Genomic DNA, 21,073 nt, shown 5'->3' with positions numbered 1-21,073 from the left:
GAGCGACATGGCAAAACTGAAAGCCCTGCTGCTGTGGTTTTGGCGGATCGCCAGTCGGCCAAGTATGTATTTCAGCCTTGGTTTTCTCACCCTAGGCGGCTTTTTGTGCGGCGTGATCTTCTGGGGCGCGTTCAACACGGCGCTCGAACTCACCAATACCGAGGCGTTCTGCGTCTCTTGTCATGAAATGCATGACAATGTGTACCAGGAATTGCAGCACACCGTGCATTTCTCGAACCGATCCGGTGTCCGCGCCACTTGTCCGGATTGCCATGTTCCCCATGCTTGGACCGACAAGATTGCGCGCAAGATGCAGGCTTCCAAGGAGGTTTGGGGCAAGATCTTCGGCACCATTTCAACCCGGCAGAAATTTTTAGATATGCGCCTTGAGCTGGCCGAGAACGAATGGGCGCGCCTCAAGGCCAATAATTCTTTGGAATGCCGCAATTGCCATTCCTCGATCGCGATGGATTTCACTAAACAGACGCCGCGTGCGGCTGAAATCCACACCCGTTATCTGGTCTCGGGTCAAAAAACCTGCATTGATTGCCACAAGGGCATAGCGCACGAGCTTCCGGACATGACCGGAATAGAGCCGGGCTGGCGCGTGCCGCCTGAACTGCGTGACCGGCACAGCTTCAGGGAGCAGCGGCAGTCGCTGCAGCACTTCATCGCGACAGCGAGCGCGGGAGCAACGGGCGGTGAATAATTTGGTTTCGCGTGTTCCGACGATTCTCGTCAACCCCCACCCAAAGCGTCCCTAGATCGATTGCACTTGCCACGCTCCGACCTTGTGCAAGGATGGAGTTCCGTGGTTTGTACCGATTGTAATTTGTTGGTGAGCAATATTGGGGACTGTCTTGAACGAGTCGCTGCATCCGCTCACGCCGCATCATTTGCCCCCCTTCATCACCGCGCCCGGTGACATAGACATTCTCATGGTCGTCATGGGCATCGTTCTGCTCATGGCCATTCTGTTCGTCGGCAACATCTATCTACAGCTCCATTCCCTACCGGAGCGGATGGCTCATAAATCGAAGTGTCCGGCGCCAGCGCTGATGGGACCAAGGCGGCTTAACTGCGAACGGAGGATTTCTGGTTCATCGTAGCCTTTCAAAGGAGCGAAGATGAGACAGAAATCCGGGACAGGGAAAGCGCCAGCGGAGCAGGTCATCAAGGACATCCGCCGTGCGACCCGCAAGCAGTATTCGGCCGAAGAGAAGATCCGGATCGTACTGGAATGCCTACGCGGTGAGGAGTCGATCGCCGCGCTATGCCGCCGCGAAGGCATCGCTGAGAGCCTGAACTACAACTGGTCGAAGGAGTTCCTGGAAGCCGGCAAGAAGCGGCTTGCCGGCGATACGGCGCGGGCGGCCACCAGCGACGAGGTGAAAGTGCTGCGCAAGGAGGCGCGCGATCTCAAGGAGGTCGTCGCCGAACAGGCGCTGGAGCTGCGGCTGCTTAAAAAAGCATGATCGCGGATGGGGGCGACGACGAATGAGATATCCCGCATCCGAGAAGCTGGAGATCATCCGGCTGGTCGAGCAGTCGCGCCTGTCGGCGCGGCGCACGCTGCAAAAACTTGGCGTTGCCCGGTCGACCTCAATCGCTGGCATGATCGCTTCCTCACTGGCGGTATCGACGCGCTGGAGGATCGCAGGCCTCGGCCGAACCGGGTTTGGAACCGCATTCCCGAGGAGACGCGAGATCAGATCATCGAGCTGGCGCTAAATGAGCCGGAGCTATCGCCTCGGGAGTTGGCGGTCACCTTCACCGATACCAAGGGCTACTTCGTGTCGGAATCTTCGGTCTATCGCCTGTTCAAGGCCCATGACCTGATCACCAGCCCGGCCTTCATCGTCATCAAGGCCGCCGCCGAATTCCACGACAAGACGACAGCGCCGAACCAGCTCTGGCAGAACCGATTTTTACCTATCTCGAGGTCAGCGGATGGGGATGGTTCTACCTGTCGAGGGACTGTCAGGAATCTTGTGTTTGAGGCCATACTGATGAAGCGAAGGAGCATCATATGGCTATCGAGAAAGAGGTTTTGGATCAGCTTCTCGCAGGTCGTGAGCCGAAGGATGTTTTCGGCAAAGACGGCCTGGTCGATGAGTTAAAGAGAGCGCTATCGGAACGGATCTTGAACACCGAACTCGACGAGCACCTTGAGGCGGAGACCGCCGGCGGCAAATCCAATCACCGCAATGGCTATTCGAAGAAGTCGGTTTCGACGGCAACATCGAAGGTCACGCTGGCGATGCCGCGCGACCGTGCCGGCACCTTCGATCCTCAATTGATCGCCAAATATCAACGCCGGTTTCCGGATTTCAACGACAGGATTATTTCGACGTACGCCCGCGGCATGAGCGTGCGCGAGATCGGCGGCCATCTCGAGGAGATTTACGGCATCGACGTCTTGCCCGATCTGATCTCAGCGGTGACCGATGCCGTTCTGGACGAGATCGCGGAATGGCAAAACCGGCCGCTCGATGTCAGCTATCCGCTGGTGTTCTTCGACGCCTTACGGGTCAAAATTCGCGACGAAGGCTTCGTACGCAACAAGGCGGCCTACATCGCGTTGGGCGTCCTGCCTGACGGCACCAAAGATATTCTGGGTCTGTGGATCGAACAAACCGAAGGCGCTAAGTTCTGGTTGCGCGTCATGAATGAACTCAAGGGCCGCAACGTCAGTGACATCCTGATTGCCGTCGTCGATGGACTGAGGGGTTTTCCGGAGGCCATCAACGCCCGCCGGGCCATGCGGATGCGAGGTCATTTTCCAACCGATGACGCCGCAACAAAATTACTGTATCTGTGTCTCAACCGCGCCGCGGCTGAGTGGAAACGCCCACCGCGCGAATGGTCCGAGGCGAAGACTCAATTCGCCATCATGTTCAACGAGCGTTTCGTCACCGCATGATGGTTCACCTGCCTCAAACACAGAATTTCCGACACTCCCACCTGTCGACCGTGCTCGACGACTTCTTTCGCTACATCATCGCGTGGAAGCTGCGCACCACGATGAAGGCGGAAGACGTCACCGACACGCTGACCATGGCGTTGCAGGCATCCGGCTGCGACAGCGCCAGAGCCCTGCAGCGGCCGCGGCTACTGTCCGACAATGGCCCGTCCTACGTCTCGTCAGAGCTTGCCGCCTGGCTATCCGACAAGGGTATGGAGCACACACGCGGAGCACCCTGCCACCCCCAGACCCAGGGAAAGATCGAACGCTGGCACCAGACGCTGAAGAACCGTATCCAGCTGGAAAACTACTTTCTGCCGGGTGATCTCGAGCGAAAGTCGCGACGTTCGTCGATCACTACAACCATCGCCGCTACCACGAAAGCATCGGCAATCTCGCTCTCGCCGACGTCTACATTGGGCGCGGCGACATCATCATGCTGGAAAGGGAAAGGATCAAACGCGAAACCATCAAACAACGCCGCTTGCTTCATCGACAAGCGGCCGCCTAAAATGACAATCCTGATGGGCCAGAGCCTCCGTTAGCTCACACCGCCGATGGTCCCAAAATCCCCGACGACGGACAAGCAATAGCAGCACGATGTTCGGTATGTTGTTTCGTAAGATTGACAGTCGCTTTCTTTGAGCGTCGAGCATCTCATTCAATGTTTGGAAGAGTCCGGTGGACACCGTGCTGGTGTCCTTGGCGACTAGTACTTTTACCTGCTGCTCAGGAGCCTCCTGAATCTTGTTCGATCGGTCAACGATGTAAAAGTCTCGACTTAATCTGACAGTTTGGATTGGTGGGCCAATGAGCCGGCGTGGCGAGCGGGAGCGCTCAGCCGATATGGCGCGCCCGCGCTTGTAGCAGCGGTCCGATCTCCCCTTTTTTCGAGCTTCAGTTTGCAGTCCTCATTGACCATCTGGCCGTCCTCGAATCGATTTGAGCGACCCAACCGTCAGCACAGATTCGAAATTCCTTGAGTTGATGGTCTACCCCATCTGAGCCTAGATCACGGAAAGCCGAAATTATCTGCAAAAAGCCGCGCTACGGGATCACCGCAAGCGTTCACCAAAACATTGAGGCTTCAAGGCACGTCCAGCTACAGAGTGCAGCAAGGGGATTTTTCAGTTCCGGGAGGCTTCATTTTAAATCAACGCTGCCCCGCCCCCCGTTTAAGAAGCGCTTTCTAAGAGAGCATCAGCACTAGATGAAGTGTCTGCGGGTCTTGGTGCGCGGCCGGCGTGAAGCCGAATTTATCGAATACGTTTCTCATTGCGGCGTTCTCGGGCAGAACATCAGCCGTTAACTCCTGTAACCCTGCATCGCTCGCGAGCTTAATGAGATGGCGCATCAGAATTGAGCCGACGCCTCGTCCCTGCCAAGCATCGACAACGACAAATGCCATCTCGGCTCGCCCATGCTCGAAGACAATGTACCTGCCGCCTCCGGCGATCAGCTTGCGGCCGGAATCTTCTACGAGCGCTACAATCGCGACATGACTTTTGAAATCGACCTTCATGAAAAAGGTTCGCTCCTTTTCCGAGAAGTGACGCTTCATGGCGAAGAAACGGCGCTGGAGTGATTGTGCGCTGGTCCTTTCGATCGCGGCGAGCATGGCGGCTTCATCTTCCTGCCGGAGCGCGCGGATTTCGACTTGACTGCCGTCGCGCAGAAGCTCGCGTGCACTGTAGTTGATGGCTTTAGTCATTGGTTCCGGCAAACCAGGACAGCGGTGTGATCGGAACCGTTGAAGCTCAAGCCAACTCACGGCTGTTTGATTTGGATCAAGACTATGGCGCGAGAGCTGCCGGTAGCTTGACGACGATGTGTTCGCCTCAGATGGAGGTGCATCCTTGAAAACCTTTCGCCAATACTTACCCGGAGACGACGTCATCCAGCTTGTGATCCGGCTCGGGTTGCTTGCTTTTTTGATTTACTGGACGTTTGTTCTGATCCGTCCCTTCGTGCCGATATTGGCTTGGAGCATTGTACTCACTGTTGCGCTCTATCCTGTCTTCAATTTCCTTTCCAAGTTTCTCGGCGGCCGTCCAAAGCTCGCAGCGGCGATTCTCACCCTCATCAATCTTGGAATTGTCATCGGACCAGCAACCTGGCTTGGCTTGAATGCCTTGGAGGGGGTGAAGGAGTTTGCTGGAAATCTGAGCGCTGGTAACTTCGTGATTCCATCCCCGCCGGAAAGCGTCAATAACTGGCCGTTCATCGGCCCGAATCTTTACGAGTTCTGGGATCAGGCGTCCCGCAACATTCGAGCTGCCATGCGTGAGGTGGCTCCGTATCTGAAGCCATTGGCAGGCATTTTGCTGGCTCTTGCCGGCAATGCCGGCGTCGGCATGCTGAAGTTTCTCCTCTCCGTAGCGCTGGTCGGGTTTCTCTTCCCCTACGGCTCGCAGCTTGCAGAGGCAGGCAAAAGCTTCCTCTACCGTATCGTGCCTGAGCAGAGCGAACATTTCCTCGAACTGGCGGGTGCGACCATCCGCGCGGTGTCCCAGGGGGTCATCGGCGTCGCAATCATTCAATCCCTGCTGGCCGGCATTGGTTTCAAGCTGACGGGTATCCCCAGCGCCGGCCTGCTGGCATTCGCGGTTATGATCCTGTCGATCATTCAAGTCGGCGCGGCAATCGTCTTGGTTCCCGTGATCATCTGGATCTGGACGGACAAGGATTTCACGACAGCGTTGCTGCTGACAGTGTTCCTGGGCCTCGTCGGCGTACTCGACAATATCTTGAAGCCGCTCGTGATGAAGCGCGGCCTGACGACCCCGACACTTGTCATCTTTGTCGGGGTGATCGGAGGGACGCTCGCGCATGGACTTGTCGGCCTCTTCATAGGGCCGATCATTCTCTCTCTGGCCTGGGAATTGACGGTGGCCTGGATACGTAGCGATCGCGCCGGCACAGCGTCATTGCCAAGCTGATTGGCGAACGTTGACCTAGATCAACGTTCGATGCCTCGATGCCCCTTGAATGAGTTGCACGACAGCGAGGTCGAGACATGCTGATGGACAAAGCAACGCCGCCGGGCGGTCCCTTGTCAGGATTTGTTGCTTCGGCCGTAGAGTACATGATCGACGCCGGTCAACGCAGCGTCCTGTTCCTGGACGTCTTGCGGCGACGCGGCGATCAGTATCGGGAACACGCCGCGCAGACAGCACCGCATGTCCTGCAATATGCCGCCGAACTCATCATCGATGGCCGTAAACTGGATGAACCGGTAAATTATGTGCTGGTACGCATTATCCCGCCCACAGACATTGAAATTGATCCCGACCGGCGACCATTTATCGTGGTCGATCCTCGTGCTGGACATGGCCCTGGAATCGGAGGATTCAAAGCAGACAGCGAAATCGGAGTTGCGCTGAAAGCGGGGCATCCATGCTATTTCATCGGCTTCCTGCCCGAGCCGATGCCTGGACAAACAATCGAGCGGATCGCGCGCGCCGAAGCTCTGTTCATCGAGAAGGTCATCAGCCTTCATCCGAAAGCCGACGGCAAGCCGTGTGTTATCGGAAATTGCCAGGCTGGCTGGGCCGTCATGATCATTGCATCGCTGCGACCCGAACTGTTCGGCCCTGTCATCATCGCTGGCGCGCCGCTTGCCTATTGGGCGGGGGTGCGTGGAAAATACCCGATGCGCTACTTGGGTGGTCTGCTGGGAGGAGGCTGGCTAACAGCGCTAACGTGTGATCTCGGAGCCGGTAAATTCGATGGCGCCTGGCTCGTGCAAAACTTCGAGAGTCAGAATCCTTCGAATACACTGTGGACCAAACAGTACAATGTTTACTCAAAGGTCGATACCGAGGCCGAGCGATATCTCGACTTCGAACGCTGGTGGGGCGGGCACGTCAATCTGAATGCTGAGGAGATCCAGTTCATCGTCGACGAGCTGTTCGTTGGCAACAACCTCGCTGCCGGTCGTATCAGGATGTCTGATGGTCAAGCGGTCGACCTGCGTAATATCAGATCACCGATCGTGGTGTTCTGCTCCAAGGGAGATAATATTACCCCGCCGCAGCAGGCATTGCACTGGATTCTCGATCTCTATGCAGACGTCGACGAAATCAGGGCCTACGGGCAAACGATCGTCTACACGGTCCACGAGAGTGTCGGCCATCTCGGCATCTTCGTTTCCGGCGGCATTGCCAAGAAAGAACACGCGGAGTTTTCCAGCAATATCGATCTGATTGATATCTTGCCACCCGGTCTCTACGAGGCGACTTTCGAGGCCAAGGGCGCCGACACGACGAATGCCGACCTTGCCGCCGGCCAGTGGGTCATGCGTTGCGAGGCGCGGACGCTTGATGATATCCGCGCCATGGGTGGCAATTCGCTTGAAGATGAGCGGCGGTTTGCCGCCGCCAAGCGAGTATCGGAAATCAATCTGGCCGCCTACCGAAAGTTCCTGCAGCCTTGGATCAGAGGGATGGTGACGCCACAGATGGCGGAGCTGGCGCGAAATCTGCATCCACTGCGGCTCCAGTATGAAGCTTTCAGCAGCCAGAATCCGTTGATGTCAATGGTGAAGTCATTGGCTGACCAAGTGAGTAAGGATCGCAAGCAGGTCTCGACGGATAATCCCCTCCTTGCCTTTCAGGAGCAGGCTTCCAGGCAAATTGTTCACGCACTCGACAGTTGGCGAGATTCACAGGAGGCGCTCAGCGAGGCGACCTTTCTTGCGGTTTACGGCTCGCCGGCGTTGCAAGCGGCTGCCGGAATCGATCTGCAATCCACCCCATCGCGCTCGCCGGAGATGTCTGCTGCACACCGGGAAATGCTCAACAGGCGGATCGCCGAGCTGAAATCCAGAATTGGTGAAGGTGGACTTCGCGAAGCGGCCATTCGCAGTCTGCTTTATGTCGGGTCGGCGAGAGGAATGGTGGACGAGCGTAGCCTTGAAGCGCTGCGTAACGTTCACCGGAGCAACGTCGGTGCGCGGCTGACATTGAGCGAGTTCAAGATGGTGGTCCGGGAGCAGTTCTTCATGCTTCTGCTGGATCAGGAAGGGGCGTTGACCGCCATACCGAAACTGTTGCCCGACGATTCAAACATCCGTCAAACGGCCTTCGCGAAAGTCGGCGAAGTGCTGTCCGCCAGCGCGACGATCTCGGGTGAGGTCGCCCAGCGCCTGAAACGTGTTGCGGAACTTTTCGGTGTCGACGCGAACGAAGTTTCGGACAATGCATCGAGCCTGTCCTCCTTCGATCAGGCGAAGGCATCATAGCGTGAATCGGTAAGATTCGGAGCGGAATTATGAACGCCTCGCCGGTCGATACAGAAAAAACGCGTTCTCCCAGCAAGTATGACCGTCTGATCGCTGCGGCCAAGGCGGTTCTGCCAACACCGACCATTGTCGTGTACCCCTGCGATGAGACCTCGCTGCGTGGCGTTGTCGACAGCGCGTCGGCAGGCATTATCCGGCCGACGTTGGTCGGACCTGAGACGAAAATCAGGGATACGGCCAGCAAGTGTGGCTTCGACGTCTCCGGCTTCAAGATTGTCGATGTGGCGCACAGCGAGGCTGCGGCTGCAAAGGGTGTTGAGCTCATCCATGCTGCCGCGGGCGAGATGTTGATGAAGGGCAGCCTGCACACCGACGAACTCATGCGCAGCATTACGGCAAAGATAGGCGGGCTGCGAACCAACCGGCGGATCAGCCATGTGTTCGTAATGGATGTGCCGGCCTATGCCGAAACGCTGTTTGTCACGGACGCGGCCATCAACATTTTTCCAGATCTCGATGCCAAGCGCGATATCATTCAGAACGCCATTGATCTCTATACGCAAACCGGCTTCGGAAAATCGCCTCGTGTGGCGATCCTGTCGGCGGTTGAAACCGTGACTTCAAGTATTCCATCTACGGTCGAAGCTGCTGCGCTCTGTAAAATGGCCGATCGTGGCCAGATCACTGGGGGCGTGCTCGATGGCCCGCTTGCCTTCGATAACGCGATCGATGCGGAAGCGGCACGGATCAAGGGAATCAGGTCCGAGGTTGCCGGACGAGCGCAGATTCTGCTCGTACCCGACCTCGAAGCTGGCAATATGCTGGCGAAAAATCTCGCTTACTTTGCCAAGGCAGATAGCGCGGGTATCGTGCTTGGTGCTCGGGTGCCTGTCGTTCTGACGTCGCGTGCAGACTCGGCGCGCGCTCGGATGGCTTCCTGCGCGGTCGGTGCTCTCTACGCGAATGCAAGGCGCCAGCAGGCTCCAACAGTTGCCGCGTGATTGCCATGGATACCATTCTCGTCGTCAATGCCGGCTCCTCAAGCGTCAAGTTTCAGGTCTTTTCGATCGAAGGAGAAGGGCGGCTGCGGCGGCAGATCAAGGGTCAGATGGATGGCATCGGCCGTCGTCCTCGCCTGCGGGCGAAAGGTGTGGATGGCCAACCACTTGCCGACCGCGTCTATCCGGTCGAATCGGTTTCGGACGTCCCAGCCGCAATGGGTGTCGCCGGCGGATGGCTACGTAACGAAATCCGCATTAGCCCGATGGCAGTCGGTCATCGTGTCGTTCATGGCGGTCCGGACTTCGGCCAACCGGTGCTGATCGACCATGGCGTCGTGGCCCGGTTGGAGCGGTTCGTGGCACTCGCCCCGCTTCATCAGCCGCATAATCTGGCTCCGATCCGGTCGCTTCTCGCTAATTTTCCAACACTTCCACAGGTAGCTTGTTTCGATACCGCGTTTCACCGCACGCATGATGCTGTCTCTGACTGCTATGCAATTCCGTACCAATTATATGCCGAGGGTGTACGGCGTTATGGATTTCATGGTCTCTCATATGAATATGTCGCGAAAACCTTACCGCATGTCGCCCCTGAAACCGCCAGGAGGCGGGTGATTGTCGCGCATCTCGGTAGCGGAGCCTCTATGTGCGCTTTGAAGGAAGGACGCAGCATCGAGAGTACCATGGGGTTCACGGCCCTGGATGGGCTACCCATGGGGACGCGTCCAGGGCAACTCGACCCTGGTGTCGTGCTCTATCTGATCTCAGAGAAGGGAATGTCGCCTGCGAAGGCACAGGACTTCCTCTACCGGGATTGCGGATTGAAAGGACTGTCGGGCGTTAGCAACGATATGCGCGAACTGGAGGCGAGCGAAGATTCCAAGGCAAAACTGGCGATTGAGTATTTCGTCTATCGGATCGGCCTCAACGCCGGCATGCTTGCGGCGGCGTTGCAGGGTCTGGACGCTTTCGTCTTTACAGCCGGCATCGGGGAAAACTCGACGCGTATTCGAGCGCGCGTCGCTGATCAATTGGGTTGGCTTGGTGTGACCCTGGACTCTGCCGCGAATTCTCGCCACGCACGCCTGATATCCGGTTCCGACAGCCGCATTCCGATCTACGTCATACCAACCGATGAGGAGTTGATGATCGCGCAGCACACATTGCTGTTGCTGATGGACACACCATCCTCAAGTACCAGACAGGAGAAGGCGCTATAATTCCCGAATTCCCGGATACCAAGGTCGCTCTGAAAGGCAAGAAGGGCCTGATCGTTGGCATAGCCAACGATCAATCGATCGCGTGGGGATGCGCCAAGGCATTTCGTGCGCTCGGGGCCGAACTGGCCGTGACCTATCTGAACGAGCGCGCGAAAAAGCACGTCGAGCCGCTTGCGCAAGCATTGGAGGCGTCGATCTTCATGCCGCTCGACGTCATGGTGGAGGGGCAGACGGAGCGGGTATTTGAACGGATCGCAACGGATTGGGGACGGCTAGATTTCCTGCTGCATTCGATCGCCTTCTCCCCAAAGGAGGCGCTCCATGGACGGGTGGTAGACGTTGGTCGTGACGGCTTTCTTAAAACGATGGATGTCTCCTGCTGGTCATTTATGCGAATGGCTCATCTGGCCGAACCATTGATGAAACGGGGTGGATCCATTTTCACGATGACCTACTACGGTAGCCAGATGGTCGTTGAGAACTATAATGTGATGGGCGTGGCAAAGGCGGCCCTCGAAGCGGCCGTCCGCTATCTGGCTGCGGAATTGGGACCGAAGGGTATCCGCGTTCACGCAATCTCGCCCGGGCCGCTCGCCACGCGCGCAGCGTCGGGAATCCCCGAATTCGACGAATTGATGGACAAGGCGCAATCGAAGGCACCGACGCGGTGTCTGGTCAGTATCGACGACGTCGGCAACGCAACGGCATTTCTGGCGCTCGACGGTGCCAAGCTGATCACGGGTGGCGTCCTCTATGTCGACGGTGGCTATCACATCATCGATTGAGCACGTCGGTGCCGCCTATATCGGTTGTCAGCGGGCGTTGCGCTCGGCGCTCGAAGCCGTCAATTGACCTTAAACAAAGGGAGAAGTGTCAATTGAGCAAGAAGGCGCTACGTGCTTATCAACAGGGAGGTCGCTCCAGCAATGAAGCGCTCCGGGCGACTCGCGTTGATCGTTGCCTGATCCTTGGAGCCTATGACCGATCGAATCAAGGGTCGCGCGAGCGTGATGCAATCTCGTTCAAGTGGCTGGGTATTTGCGCGTCCGTCATCCGGTCGGATCTTCATTCCGGGATCGTGTTGGAAAGACAAGTTTAGCGTCTGTTACGTCAGGACTCGGCGATTTTGACACCTGGCGCGGCCTTGCTTTGACGAGTGACGAAACGTAGTTGGTTCCGGCATCGGAATGCAATCTCCCGATTCACAAGGTCGCCAGTACGTAACTCTCTTGCGCCGCGCCAGGTGACCTGCATTCCATAATTCACCATTCGAAATTGGGTAATCGACAAGCGGCGCTCGGCCATCTCGCCTCGACGCTCCTGGGTTCAGGTCTGCTGATCGAGGCTAGCGAGCTGCCCTCGATTCAAGAGAACGATCTGGCGCTGATTTCTGTCGACAAACCCGATGATGTCGAGTTCATGCAGCCGCGATAGTGCGCGGGACACCGTTTCCAGTGTCAGCCCCAGATAGTCGGCAATATCGCGCCGCGACATCGGCAGCGGTATAACGCCGGCTGCCTTGAGCCGTCTGTCCATCTCGATCAAAAAGGCAGCGACCCGCTCCAGAGAAGTCTTGCGGCCGAGCAGCAGCATGTGATTTTCCGCGTGCTGCAGATTGTCCGTGGTCATGCTGAGCAGATTTCGCGAGACCATCGCATCGCTCTCCGCCACCATTTCAAGGCTCCGCCGTTTGATCAAGCGAACTGTGGTGTTCAGGATCGCCTCCGCCGTAAAGCGATGCTCGGTTCCGTTTTCCAGGCCAAAAATGTCGCCGACGAGGTGGAACGCGCCGATCTGGCGACGACCGTCTGAAAGCAATTTGTAGCTTCGCACTGCGCCCGCCTTGACCTGATACACGTAGTCGGCGGGCTCATTTTCTCCATAGATCTCAGTGCCTTTCTTGTAGGTAAACTCGTTTAATCTTATTTTTCGATTTGAATTGCTAGCTATTCCTAATTCGCCGAGAGAGTTGGCCCAATATGCCAGATCGGTGGTAACGCGGACAAACATGGCCAACTCCTGTACGGTATCGATGTTGGATATGCTCTGCCTCTACGAAGTATGTCCGTGGAAGGAAGGCTTTATCGCGGCCTTAGAGCTTCCGCTAAGACACGTTTTTTGACCATTGTCTGAAAGGTCATTGTACCAAAGGACAGTCTTATATTAGGGTGTCAGAGAGGACAGTTCTGGGTCCCGGCTTCGGTGTTTGGATATTTCGACATTTCTGTTTGACAGATAGTGCTCGCCGCGTGAGGATCAGCTTGTGCTGGGGTATGGTTTTGCCTCAATGTGCCCCCTCGGCGATCCCGGGAGCGAGATACAAACTAGAGTGGCGGCTGGGAGGCGGACTTGCCTGGCCTTGTCTATATTGTCGACGACGATGCTTCGTTTCGGACAGCAGTCGAACGTCGCCTGAAGCTTGCCGGTTATGAAGTCGAGAAGCATTCATCGGCCGAGGCACTGCTGGATCGTCTGCAGGGCTCTGAAAGACCGGGGTGCGTCCTGCTCGACATACGAATGCCCGGACTGACGGGGCTGGAATTACAAAGCCGTCTCATCGAACTCCATTCGATCTTGCCGATCGTCTTCGTCACCGGCCATGCTGACACCCCGACGATCGTACGAGCTATCAGGGCGGGTGCCGAAGATCTTCTGATCAAGCCAGTATTGTCAGAGCAACTGATCGACGCGATCGAGCGCGCCCTGGCACGCCATGAGTTAGTCCGCGTCCAACGAGGCAAGCTCGATACGAGTCTCGCTCTCCTTGCGACATTGACGCCTCGCGAGCGACAGGTCTTCGATTTGATCGTACGCGGCAAGATCAACAAGCAAGTTGGTAGAGAGTTGGGAACAACCGAGCGGACCGTAAAAGCGCATCGCCATGAGGTGATGGAAAAGATGCAGGTTCACTCGCTCGCGGAACTGGTTTCGCTCGCGGAGCGGCTTGGCCTGATTAATCCCCACGAAAATTCAGGCAGCTAATCTTTTGCTCACTGCAACTTTCGGTACCATGTACGAAAGGTCACTATGAATATTGGCAGGCAAGGCGTCATATGTAAATGGACGCGCAGTGTGGCGATGGGCTTCATCAGGTTCGTGGAAGGCCGATGATGCCGAAATCCAAGTCAATTCTTATCGTCGACGATAATCCGTCAATGCTCAAGGGCATGAAACGGTTGTTAAGAGAGCATGGATTCAATGTAACGGTGTTTAATTCCGGTGCCGCGCTGCTGCGCCATGCTGATTTCGACGACGCCTTTTGCGTTATCCTAGATATCGATCTGAATAATGAATCTGGCATAGATTTGCGTCATCAACTCGCCGGCAGCGGTGTCGAGCTGCCAGTCATCTTTATTACCGGCAGCGATAGTGACGCGAAACGCTCAGCCGCAATCGAGTCGGGATGTATCGCGTACCTAACAAAGCCATTTTCGGCTAGATCGCTAATCGAACCAGTCGAGAAATTGCGTGGTGGGTCATTCTAGCGCGATCGGTCGGTTCGTTTGATCGCGGTCGCAATCCTCCCAGAGCCATTCCTTGATCATCTTCGGGCGCTTAGGAAATTCGTCGGAGGCTTGATCCAGATCAACTCGCGTTGGGCTCGACGCGTCGCCTATGCCATCAAGATCTGTGACAACTTGTGTAGGGGCAGCCGTGGGAGTCTATGCGATGAGGGGTATGCCTAACGTTCTTGGTTTTCCGACGGGAGCCTTGCTGATCGTCTTGTTTCTCTATGAGATGCGCCCCAACAAGGAGCCTTCATGAAGCTGCACGCGCTTCAGCGAGCGAGTTGGATCGAGATTTTTCCGCCACTGACGTGGCTTGCCGAATATAAGCCGTCCTGGCTCCATCGTGATGCGATTGCCGGCGTCACACTCGCCGCCTACGCCATCCCGGTGTCACTGGCCTATGCAGGCCTTGCTGGATTACCGCCGCAGGTTGGCATCTATGGTTATCTCCTTGGCGGCTTGGGCTATGCTCTCATGGGATCGTCCCGTCAGCTTGCTGTCGGTCCTACCTCCGCGATCTCGCTCATGATCGCTGGCGGCGTCGGGGCCTTGGCGGGAGGTGATGCCGTACGATTCGCGCAGATTGCGAGTCTTTCAGCATTCGCTGTGGCGCTGCTTTGCCTGATCGCCTGGGTTTTCAAGCTGAGCATTCTTGTGCGCTTGGTCAGCGACAGCATTCTCGTCGGCTTCAAAGCGGGCGCTGGACTTACAATCATAACGAGTCAGTTGCCGAGCCTGTTCGGTGTAGCCAGTGGCGGCCACAACTTCCTTGATCGCGCAATTCGACTTGCAGGTCAAATCGGCAACATCAACCCACTTGTGTTGGCAATAGGAGTTGTGGCGATCGTACTCCTGTTTCTCGGCGAACGATTCCTGACCCGCAGACCTGTCGGACTCGTGGTGTTGGCACTGTCGATTCTCTTGGCAACGTTACTAGGGTTCCCCGCGCTGGGCGTGCCTATCACCGGGAAGATACCGGGAGGTTTGCCTGCCTTGGAGCTGCCAACTTTTGGAATGCTGGATTTCGAAGAGCTGTTTCCGATAGCAGCCGGATGTCTGCTGCTGGCGTATATAGAAGGCGTTTCCGCGGCGCGGAGTTTTGCGGCGAGACATGGATATAGCATTGACGTCCGGCAAGAATTTTTGGGACTGGGGGCTGCTAACCTCGCAGTTGCATTCGGCCATGGCTATCCCGTCGCAGGCGGGTTGTCTCAGTCCGCCGTCAACGATACGGCGGGCGCGCGTACGCCTCTGGCATTGGTGTTTTGCTCGCTCACCCTCGCGCTCTGCCTGCTTTTCTTTACGGAGTTGCTGACCAACTTGCCGCGGACCGTATTGGCTGGAATTGTCATTGTTGCAGTTTACAAGCTGGTCGACGTTCGCGCGCTGCTTCGCATGTGGAAAGTAAGCCGCATCGACTTCTATGCCGCGGCTATCGCCCTCGTATCCGTGTTGCTGCTTGGGATTCTGCAGGGCGTTCTGCTAGCTGCCCTCGCATCCATTCTCCTGCTGCTTATCAGAGCGTCGCGGCCCAATATAGCGTTTCTGGGGCGGCTTCCTGGATCGGGTCGCTATTCCGACAGCCTCAGGCACGATGGCGTGAAGCCGTTGGTTGGCGTTATTGCCTTCCGTCCTGAAGCCTCGTTGCTCTACATCAATGCCGAGACGATTCTGGAGACAGTTTTGGCCACGCTACGAAAGTCGTCTGACGTGAGGCTGGTTGCCTGCGATCTTTCAGCCTCTCCCTACATCGATTTAGCGGGGGCTCGAATGTTACTTGATCTCTATGATGAACTGACCTCACGCCATATAGCGTTTTGCATCGTCGGCGCTCACGCGCAGTTGCGTGAATTGCTGCAGGCGGAAGGGTTAGCGGAGAAGACGGACAGCAATGAATGGCTCCGCACCATTGACGCTGTGCTGGCCGATGACAATGCCAGCGAGCGTCTCGGCCTCCAAGACGAATGGCTGGCTAAACAGTGAGCCGCTCCCGAGGTCGACGGTGATCGACCCAGATGCCCTGTGCCCTGCAGACAAAGAACTTCGGCCGTCGCTTCTGGCCACGTTGCATTATGCAGAGATACATTCGCTGCAGCTTCGGGAGTTGGGTTACGATAGTGGGGCATTGACTTTGATCAAGGTGGCGGAAAGGCAAAATGAAAAATGTCTACCGATACCAGTTCGCACAAAAGGTCGACCAGAGTGCTCGTCCCGTTCGGTTCGAAGCTGCCGGTTTCATCGTAGCGTAGAGTCATCAGAGGGAAAGGAATCATGAACAGATTTCGCATAAGCTTCGTTCTGCTAGCCTTGCTCGTGGGCGCAGCCGCCAATAGTACACCAGCGCGTGCTGAGATAGGTCGCGTCGCAGTGATCTTCACCAAGGGCGGATTCGTCATAGGAGTCGGCGGAGGCGAGGGCGTGCTGACGCTCCGGGGCAATCATTATCCATTCACAGTATCAGGCATGAGCGTCGGCTTCACGATCGGAGCATCGACCTCCAAGCTCGTTGGACGAGCCATCAATCTGAAGGGGCCGACTTCGATCGAAGGCAGGTACACCGCTGTCGGAGCGGGGGGTGCCCTTGCCGTCGGGGCGGGTGGAGTTCAATTGCAGAATGCCAATGGCGTGATCCTGCAATTGAGTGGTCCAAAGGTAGGCGCCGAAATGTCGGTCGCTGTCAGCGGGGTCTCGATACGCTTGAAATAGATACGAACAGGTCGGCCGTGCAGCGCGGCCGATCAATTTAATAGCGTTCAGGCACGGACGTCATCCCACGGAGGCCAACCTGGTCATCAAAGTGATCCTTAACGGAACGTTTTGGCAGCTTGACCTTGTTTCTATGAATCCGTTTGTACGGAATCAACTTCAGCAGATGCGCAATGCAGTTCAGCCGTGCTCGGCGCTTATCGTCGGAGCGAATGATGTACCATGGTGATTGTTGCGTGCTGGTCGCCTCAAACATCAAATCCCGCGCTTCCGAATAGTCATACCACCGTCGGTAGGATTCGGTATCCATCGGACTTAACTTCCATTGCCGCAACGGATCATCGATTCTTGCCTTGAAGCGACGCTCCTGCTCGTCCATTCCGACCTCAAGCCAGAGTTTGATCAGAATGATGCCGCCTTCGATGATATATTTCTCAATCTCGGGGCAAAGCGAAAGAAATCGTTTGTGCTCGACCGGCGTACAGAAGCCCATCACATATTCTACGCCGGCGCGATTATACCAACTCCGATCGAATATCACGATTTCACCGGCAGCTGGAAAATGCTGCATATAACGTTGAAGAAATATCTGCGTTTTCTCGCGATCTGACGGAGCTGGCAACGCGGCAACGCGAAACACCCGCGGACTAACCTTCTCTGTGATCGCTTTAATAGTGCCGCCCTTGCCGGCGGCATCCCGGCCCTCGAACAGGACGATGACTCGTATCTTATTCGCTTTTACCCATTCCTGAAGGTAGCAAAGCTCAATCTGGAGCTTTTCCAACTCTTTCTCATAGACCTTTCGTTTCATCCGTGGGGCGTTTGCGTCGGCTGACATGCTTACCTTCCGCGGCTTCAGATCAAACTCCACTGGACTGTTCTCAATCTCCCCAGGAAATAGTGATACCGATATCCCCCGGAATACCTTCGGGGTAGTCGATGATCTGGTAGCCAATGCGATAGCCCCGCGGCTTCAGGTAAGTGCGCCAAAGCTCGAAGATCTCCTTCGGAATCCCCATCAATGTATTCTCCCAACCGGATTCCTGCTGATTGATGGCACGGCCATTATCCGTACATAGCGAGTTGGGAAACCGATACACCTGCACTTCGGTTAGTCCGTTTCGCACTGCTCGCTGGATGATCGTCGAGGCGAGTTGGATTTTCTCGTCTTCGGATTTTCCTGACGGACGACTGAGCCGTTCGATCAGCGCTTGCTTTTCGGCTTCGGCGGCCGCTGCCAGCCGGGCATATTGATCCGCCCTTTCGGCCTCCTTAAGGGCTGCTTCTTTGCGGATTTGCTTCGCACTGGGAATGAGGTCATCGATGCTACCTGGCATGACGGAGGACTCCTGACGGTTTGGTCTACTCCCGCATTGTCGCAAGGCTAGATCGGGTCGACGTCGTTGCCTTGATCTAAGTCAAGCAATTCGCATCGGCGGTGCGTACCGTGCACGCTGAGGTTTCTGGCGGCTGGGGACAGCCAGGATGGGGAGAGTTGAACGAGAAGATACATGGTTCCACACCACCCGCCTTCAATCTTGCTCCCTCGGCGCGCTGTATTTGCGATTGCATAGCTTACCGGAGTAGACGGCGCACAAGTCAGAAAAATTGCAATTCGAGATCGTAGCTACTCATTGGCTTTTTTGCACATCCACTTGTTCTGGATTGCGGGACTATTGCTTGTGCTGATCGATATCACCGATTTCGGTACGCCGTTGCTCAGCATCGCAAGTACGGTCGATAAATCGCGGGCATCACGCCGGATGATACCGAAGCAAACCAGAATGCCAGGCACGAATTCTTTCCGAGGCGACAGATTCAAGGAGGAAAGCTATGAGTGTGCTTCGAAAGCATGTTTTTGCGGCGGCGGTTGCTGCGGGTTCCGTCCTACTGTCGTCGCAGACGGTGAATGCGTTCGACCTTTCCGGGGCGTGGGCCACGAGCGCGAAGCAATGCAATAAGATATTTACACGCAAAGGACGCGCACGTCAGGTCAGTTTTACGAGCTTTTCAGGTGCTTACGGTAGTGGGTTCATCGCTGAGGCAAATCGCCTAAGAGGAAAATCCGCAAGTTGTCTGATCAAGTCGAGGAAGGAGAGCGACCGAACCATCAATCTCGTTGTCGCCTGCGACTCCGGTATCATGCTTTCACAAATCCAGTTCTTCCTGAAGGTGATCGATGCTGACACCATCACCCGAAAATTCCCGGGCATGGAAGGAATAGATGCCCAATATCATCGGTGCCATATCTAGCGAATCGCACCTTTGATCGATTGTGTGTGAACTAAGGCTGGAGCATTCTTGGAAGTCGAGGCAAGTATCGATCGACCGCTGATGCCGAATAGCTACGGCGAGGAGGTCGTTTAGAGGATGATGCGCTAGGCCGTTGCCGCTGCCGTGGTGAAGACGCCGGGATACGAAGATGAACGGATGCGTTCCGATCGTAGCGATAGGTGTCGTTAGTCGTCTATTCGTCTGCCTGCTGGTCTGGGCGACCATCCCGTCCGAACTCGCGCGCGGTGCTCAAAGTCGCGAGATCAAACGAGTGTTAATTCTGAATTCCTTTGGGCGGGATTTCAGACCGTGGGGAGCATATGCCAAAACCATTCGCGAAAATCTGGAACAGTTGTCGCCATGGCGGATCGATTTTCAAGACCACTCATTAGTTTCAGCGCTTTCCGACGATGAAAATCCTGGGCTGCCATTTATTGCTTACTTGAACGCACTTTATTCCAAACACCCTCCGGATATCGTTATTGCCATTGGCGCCCCTGCCTCGAATTTTATTCAGCATAACCGCCAAGGTTTGTTCACTCAAATTCCCCTGATACTAACGGCTGTCGAGCAGCGTCGTATCCAGTTCTCGGATTTGTTAGATAACGACACCATTATTGCTGTTTCTCATAATTTTCGCCTTTCTTTCGAGACGATCCTTCGGGTTCTTCCTGATACGAAGCGAATTGTCGTTGTGAATGGAATATCACCAAACGAGAAATTCTGGCTCGGTGAGCTCCGCAAGGCCGCCGCATCTCTTGAGAAGAAAGTTGAGTTCATCTGGCCCGAGGATATCTCGTTTCAGGAGTTTTTGAAGAAAAGCGAAACGCTACCGCCAAACACCGCCATCTTCTGGCATCTGATGAATGTCGACGCAACAGGGATTTCTTACGAAGGGAATACAGCGCTTCGGCAACTCCATCGAGTGTCCAACGCTCCGATTTTTTCCTACGACGATGGCTTTTTTGGCAATGAGATCGTTGGCGGGCCGATGTATTCCGTTCTCGAAATTAGCAGGCTTACGGCTGTCGTTGCCGTTCGTATCCTTGGTGGAGAAAAGCCTCGCGACGTAAGGCCTGCTGCGATCAAATATGCCAACCCCAAGTTTGATTGGCGCGAAATGCAGCGTTGGGGTATCAGTGAGAGCAGCTTGCCTCCAGGAAGCGAAGTTTTATTTCGTGAGCCAAGTATCTGGAAAAAATACAGCTGGCCGCTTTCGCTGATTGCGATCGTAATCCTGATTCAAGGAGGATTGATCAGCGGACTGCTCCGCGAACGGCGTCGCCGACGCCTCGCGGAAGTTGAATCGCGGCTCCGCTTGACGGAGCTTGCGCATATTAATCGCTACTCGACTGTCGGCGAACTGACGGCTTCCATCACGCACGAGCTAAACCAGCCGCTAGGCTCAATCCTTACCAACGCCGAGACGGCCGAACTCATACTGAACAGCTCTTCGCCAGATCTGAATGAATTGCGGGACATTCTCGTTGACATCAGACGCGACGATCAGCGCGCCAGCGAAGTGATACGTCGGCTACGCAGCCTGTTGAGGAAAACACCCTTTGAGATGAAATGTATCGATTTGAACGAAACGGTGCGGCAGGTAATCGGATTTGTTACAGCCATGGCTCAGGGGCGCAATATTATATTAAGATGCGTCACGACCTCGGTCGATCTGACCGTCAAGGGCGATGCCGTTCAATTACAACAAGTCGTTCTGAATTTGATTGTCAATGCAGTAGAAGCAATATCCGAAGCGGACGCAAATGAGCGTGAAGTTAGCGTAATTACGAATCTTTCGGACGACATCGTAGAAATTAGGATCAGCGACACCGGCCCCGGCATAGCCGCCGGAGATCTCAAGAGCATCTTCGATCCATTTTTCACGACAAAACCCCAGGGTATGGGTATGGGGCTCGCGATTGTCCGAACTATTGTCGAGGCGCATCAGGGGCAGATTTCTGCGGCAAACTTATCGTCCGGCGGTGCACTTTTCGCGATCAGGCTTCCGTCTGCGCATGGTCGATCGGTTTCGAGATGATCAGTTTTGAGATGATACGTGCGGCCACGCTGGTCTTGCGTTGCAGCAAAAACGGCGCCGTTAGTTTCGTTGATTTTTGTCAAAGTACGAGCCAGGCCCGGATCCATCTTGCAGC

At 55.7% G+C, this 21,073-nt stretch carries 17 protein-coding genes and 4 pseudogenes; 17 read left to right on the top strand and 4 right to left on the bottom strand.

Annotated elements, in window-relative coordinates; translation table 11 throughout:
• The first annotated feature begins 7 nt into the window (after nt 1-7).
• The 5 genes and pseudogenes from BGO16_RS13495 to BGO16_RS13475 all read left to right on the top strand — a co-directional run.
• Complete coding sequence (locus tag BGO16_RS13495) at nt 8-709, top strand: cytochrome c3 family protein (protein ID WP_292619234.1); 702 nt, start codon at nt 8-10, stop codon at nt 707-709.
• A 151-nt stretch (nt 710-860) separates the two neighbouring features.
• Nucleotides 861-1,040, top strand: a pseudogene (locus BGO16_RS13490) (hypothetical protein); the annotation flags it as partial.
• Between the two features lie 87 nt (nt 1,041-1,127).
• Nucleotides 1,128-1,972, top strand: a pseudogene (locus BGO16_RS13485) (helix-turn-helix domain-containing protein); the annotation flags it as partial.
• 57 nt (nt 1,973-2,029) lie between these two features.
• Nucleotides 2,030-2,923, top strand: coding sequence for an IS256 family transposase (locus BGO16_RS13480; RefSeq protein WP_292619233.1), 894 nt, complete (start codon nt 2,030-2,032; stop codon nt 2,921-2,923).
• A 38-nt stretch (nt 2,924-2,961) separates the two neighbouring features.
• Nucleotides 2,962-3,476, top strand: a pseudogene (locus tag BGO16_RS13475) (DDE-type integrase/transposase/recombinase); the annotation flags it as partial.
• Nucleotides 3,477-4,154: 678 nt separating this feature from the next.
• Here BGO16_RS13475 and BGO16_RS13470 read toward each other — a convergent pair.
• Entirely contained in the window at nt 4,155-4,676 is a 522-nt protein-coding gene (locus tag BGO16_RS13470; protein ID WP_292619232.1) for a GNAT family N-acetyltransferase, read from the bottom strand.
• Nucleotides 4,677-4,821: 145 nt separating this feature from the next.
• On the opposite strand from BGO16_RS13470, the gene BGO16_RS13465 reads away from it, so the two are divergent.
• The 5 genes from BGO16_RS13465 to fabI all read left to right on the top strand — a co-directional run bounded on the left by BGO16_RS13465 (nt 4,822) and on the right by fabI (nt 11,213).
• A complete protein-coding gene (locus BGO16_RS13465; RefSeq protein WP_292619230.1) occupies nt 4,822-5,904 on the top strand; it encodes an AI-2E family transporter in 1,083 nt (360 codons plus the stop codon).
• 77 nt (nt 5,905-5,981) lie between these two features.
• Nucleotides 5,982-8,207: a DUF3141 domain-containing protein gene (locus tag BGO16_RS13460; protein ID WP_292619229.1), complete on the top strand. Its 2,226-nt coding sequence runs from the start codon at nt 5,982-5,984 to the stop codon at nt 8,205-8,207.
• 29 nt (nt 8,208-8,236) lie between these two features.
• Entirely contained in the window at nt 8,237-9,208 is a 972-nt protein-coding gene (locus BGO16_RS13455; RefSeq protein ID WP_292619228.1) for a phosphate acetyltransferase, read from the top strand.
• A gap of 5 nt (nt 9,209-9,213) precedes the next feature.
• Nucleotides 9,214-10,428: an acetate/propionate family kinase gene (locus BGO16_RS13450; protein ID WP_292619227.1), complete on the top strand. Its 1,215-nt coding sequence runs from the start codon at nt 9,214-9,216 to the stop codon at nt 10,426-10,428.
• On the top strand, nt 10,425-11,213 hold the full coding sequence (gene fabI / locus BGO16_RS13445) for an enoyl-ACP reductase FabI (RefSeq protein ID WP_292619246.1): 789 nt from the start codon (nt 10,425-10,427) through the stop codon (nt 11,211-11,213). The genes BGO16_RS13450 and fabI overlap by 4 nt, the downstream gene beginning before the upstream one ends.
• A gap of 541 nt (nt 11,214-11,754) precedes the next feature.
• On the opposite strand, the gene BGO16_RS13440 is transcribed toward fabI, so the two are convergent.
• Nucleotides 11,755-12,438: a helix-turn-helix domain-containing protein gene (locus tag BGO16_RS13440; protein ID WP_292619226.1), complete on the bottom strand. Its 684-nt coding sequence runs from the start codon at nt 12,436-12,438 to the stop codon at nt 11,755-11,757.
• Between the two features lie 339 nt (nt 12,439-12,777).
• Between BGO16_RS13440 and BGO16_RS13435 the strand changes: the two genes are divergently transcribed.
• The 4 genes from BGO16_RS13435 (at nt 12,778) to BGO16_RS13420 (ending at nt 16,643) form a co-directional block, all read left to right on the top strand.
• Entirely contained in the window at nt 12,778-13,410 is a 633-nt protein-coding gene (locus tag BGO16_RS13435; RefSeq protein WP_292619225.1) for a response regulator, read from the top strand.
• Nucleotides 13,411-13,535: 125 nt separating this feature from the next.
• Nucleotides 13,536-13,913 carry a response regulator gene (locus BGO16_RS13430; protein ID WP_363092069.1) on the top strand — a complete coding sequence of 126 codons (378 nt, stop codon included), beginning with the start codon at nt 13,536-13,538 and terminating at the stop codon, nt 13,911-13,913.
• Nucleotides 13,914-14,189: 276 nt separating this feature from the next.
• Entirely contained in the window at nt 14,190-15,920 is a 1,731-nt protein-coding gene (locus tag BGO16_RS13425) for a SulP family inorganic anion transporter (RefSeq protein ID WP_292619224.1), read from the top strand.
• A 288-nt stretch (nt 15,921-16,208) separates the two neighbouring features.
• Complete coding sequence (locus BGO16_RS13420; RefSeq protein WP_292619223.1) at nt 16,209-16,643, top strand: hypothetical protein; 435 nt, start codon at nt 16,209-16,211, stop codon at nt 16,641-16,643.
• Nucleotides 16,644-16,680: 37 nt separating this feature from the next.
• On the opposite strand, the gene ppk2 is transcribed toward BGO16_RS13420, so the two are convergent.
• Together ppk2 and BGO16_RS13410 are read right to left on the bottom strand one after the other, a co-directional pair.
• Nucleotides 16,681-17,481, bottom strand: coding sequence for a polyphosphate kinase 2 (ppk2, locus tag BGO16_RS13415; RefSeq protein ID WP_292619222.1), 801 nt, complete (start codon nt 17,479-17,481; stop codon nt 16,681-16,683).
• 43 nt (nt 17,482-17,524) lie between these two features.
• The gene (locus BGO16_RS13410; RefSeq protein ID WP_292619221.1) at nt 17,525-17,980 is read right to left on the bottom strand and encodes a hypothetical protein; all 456 of its coding nucleotides are present in this window, start codon (nt 17,978-17,980) and stop codon (nt 17,525-17,527) included.
• A 211-nt stretch (nt 17,981-18,191) separates the two neighbouring features.
• Here BGO16_RS13410 and BGO16_RS13405 point away from each other — a divergent pair.
• The 3 genes and pseudogenes from BGO16_RS13405 to BGO16_RS13395 all read left to right on the top strand — a co-directional run.
• A pseudogene (locus BGO16_RS13405) lies at nt 18,192-18,388 on the top strand (hypothetical protein); the annotation flags it as partial.
• 88 nt (nt 18,389-18,476) lie between these two features.
• On the top strand, nt 18,477-18,896 hold the full coding sequence (locus BGO16_RS13400) for a hypothetical protein (protein WP_292619220.1): 420 nt from the start codon (nt 18,477-18,479) through the stop codon (nt 18,894-18,896).
• Nucleotides 18,897-19,065: 169 nt separating this feature from the next.
• Complete coding sequence (locus tag BGO16_RS13395) at nt 19,066-20,958, top strand: ATP-binding protein (RefSeq protein WP_292619219.1); 1,893 nt, start codon at nt 19,066-19,068, stop codon at nt 20,956-20,958.
• Nucleotides 20,959-21,073 lie beyond the last annotated feature (115 nt).

Source organism: Nitrobacter sp. 62-23 (assembly GCF_001897285.1).
In the GTDB taxonomy this organism is placed as follows: domain Bacteria; phylum Pseudomonadota; class Alphaproteobacteria; order Rhizobiales; family Xanthobacteraceae; genus Nitrobacter.
The sequence above is the reverse complement of the archived record's forward strand: the minus strand, read 5'-3'. Positions and strand labels throughout refer to the sequence as shown.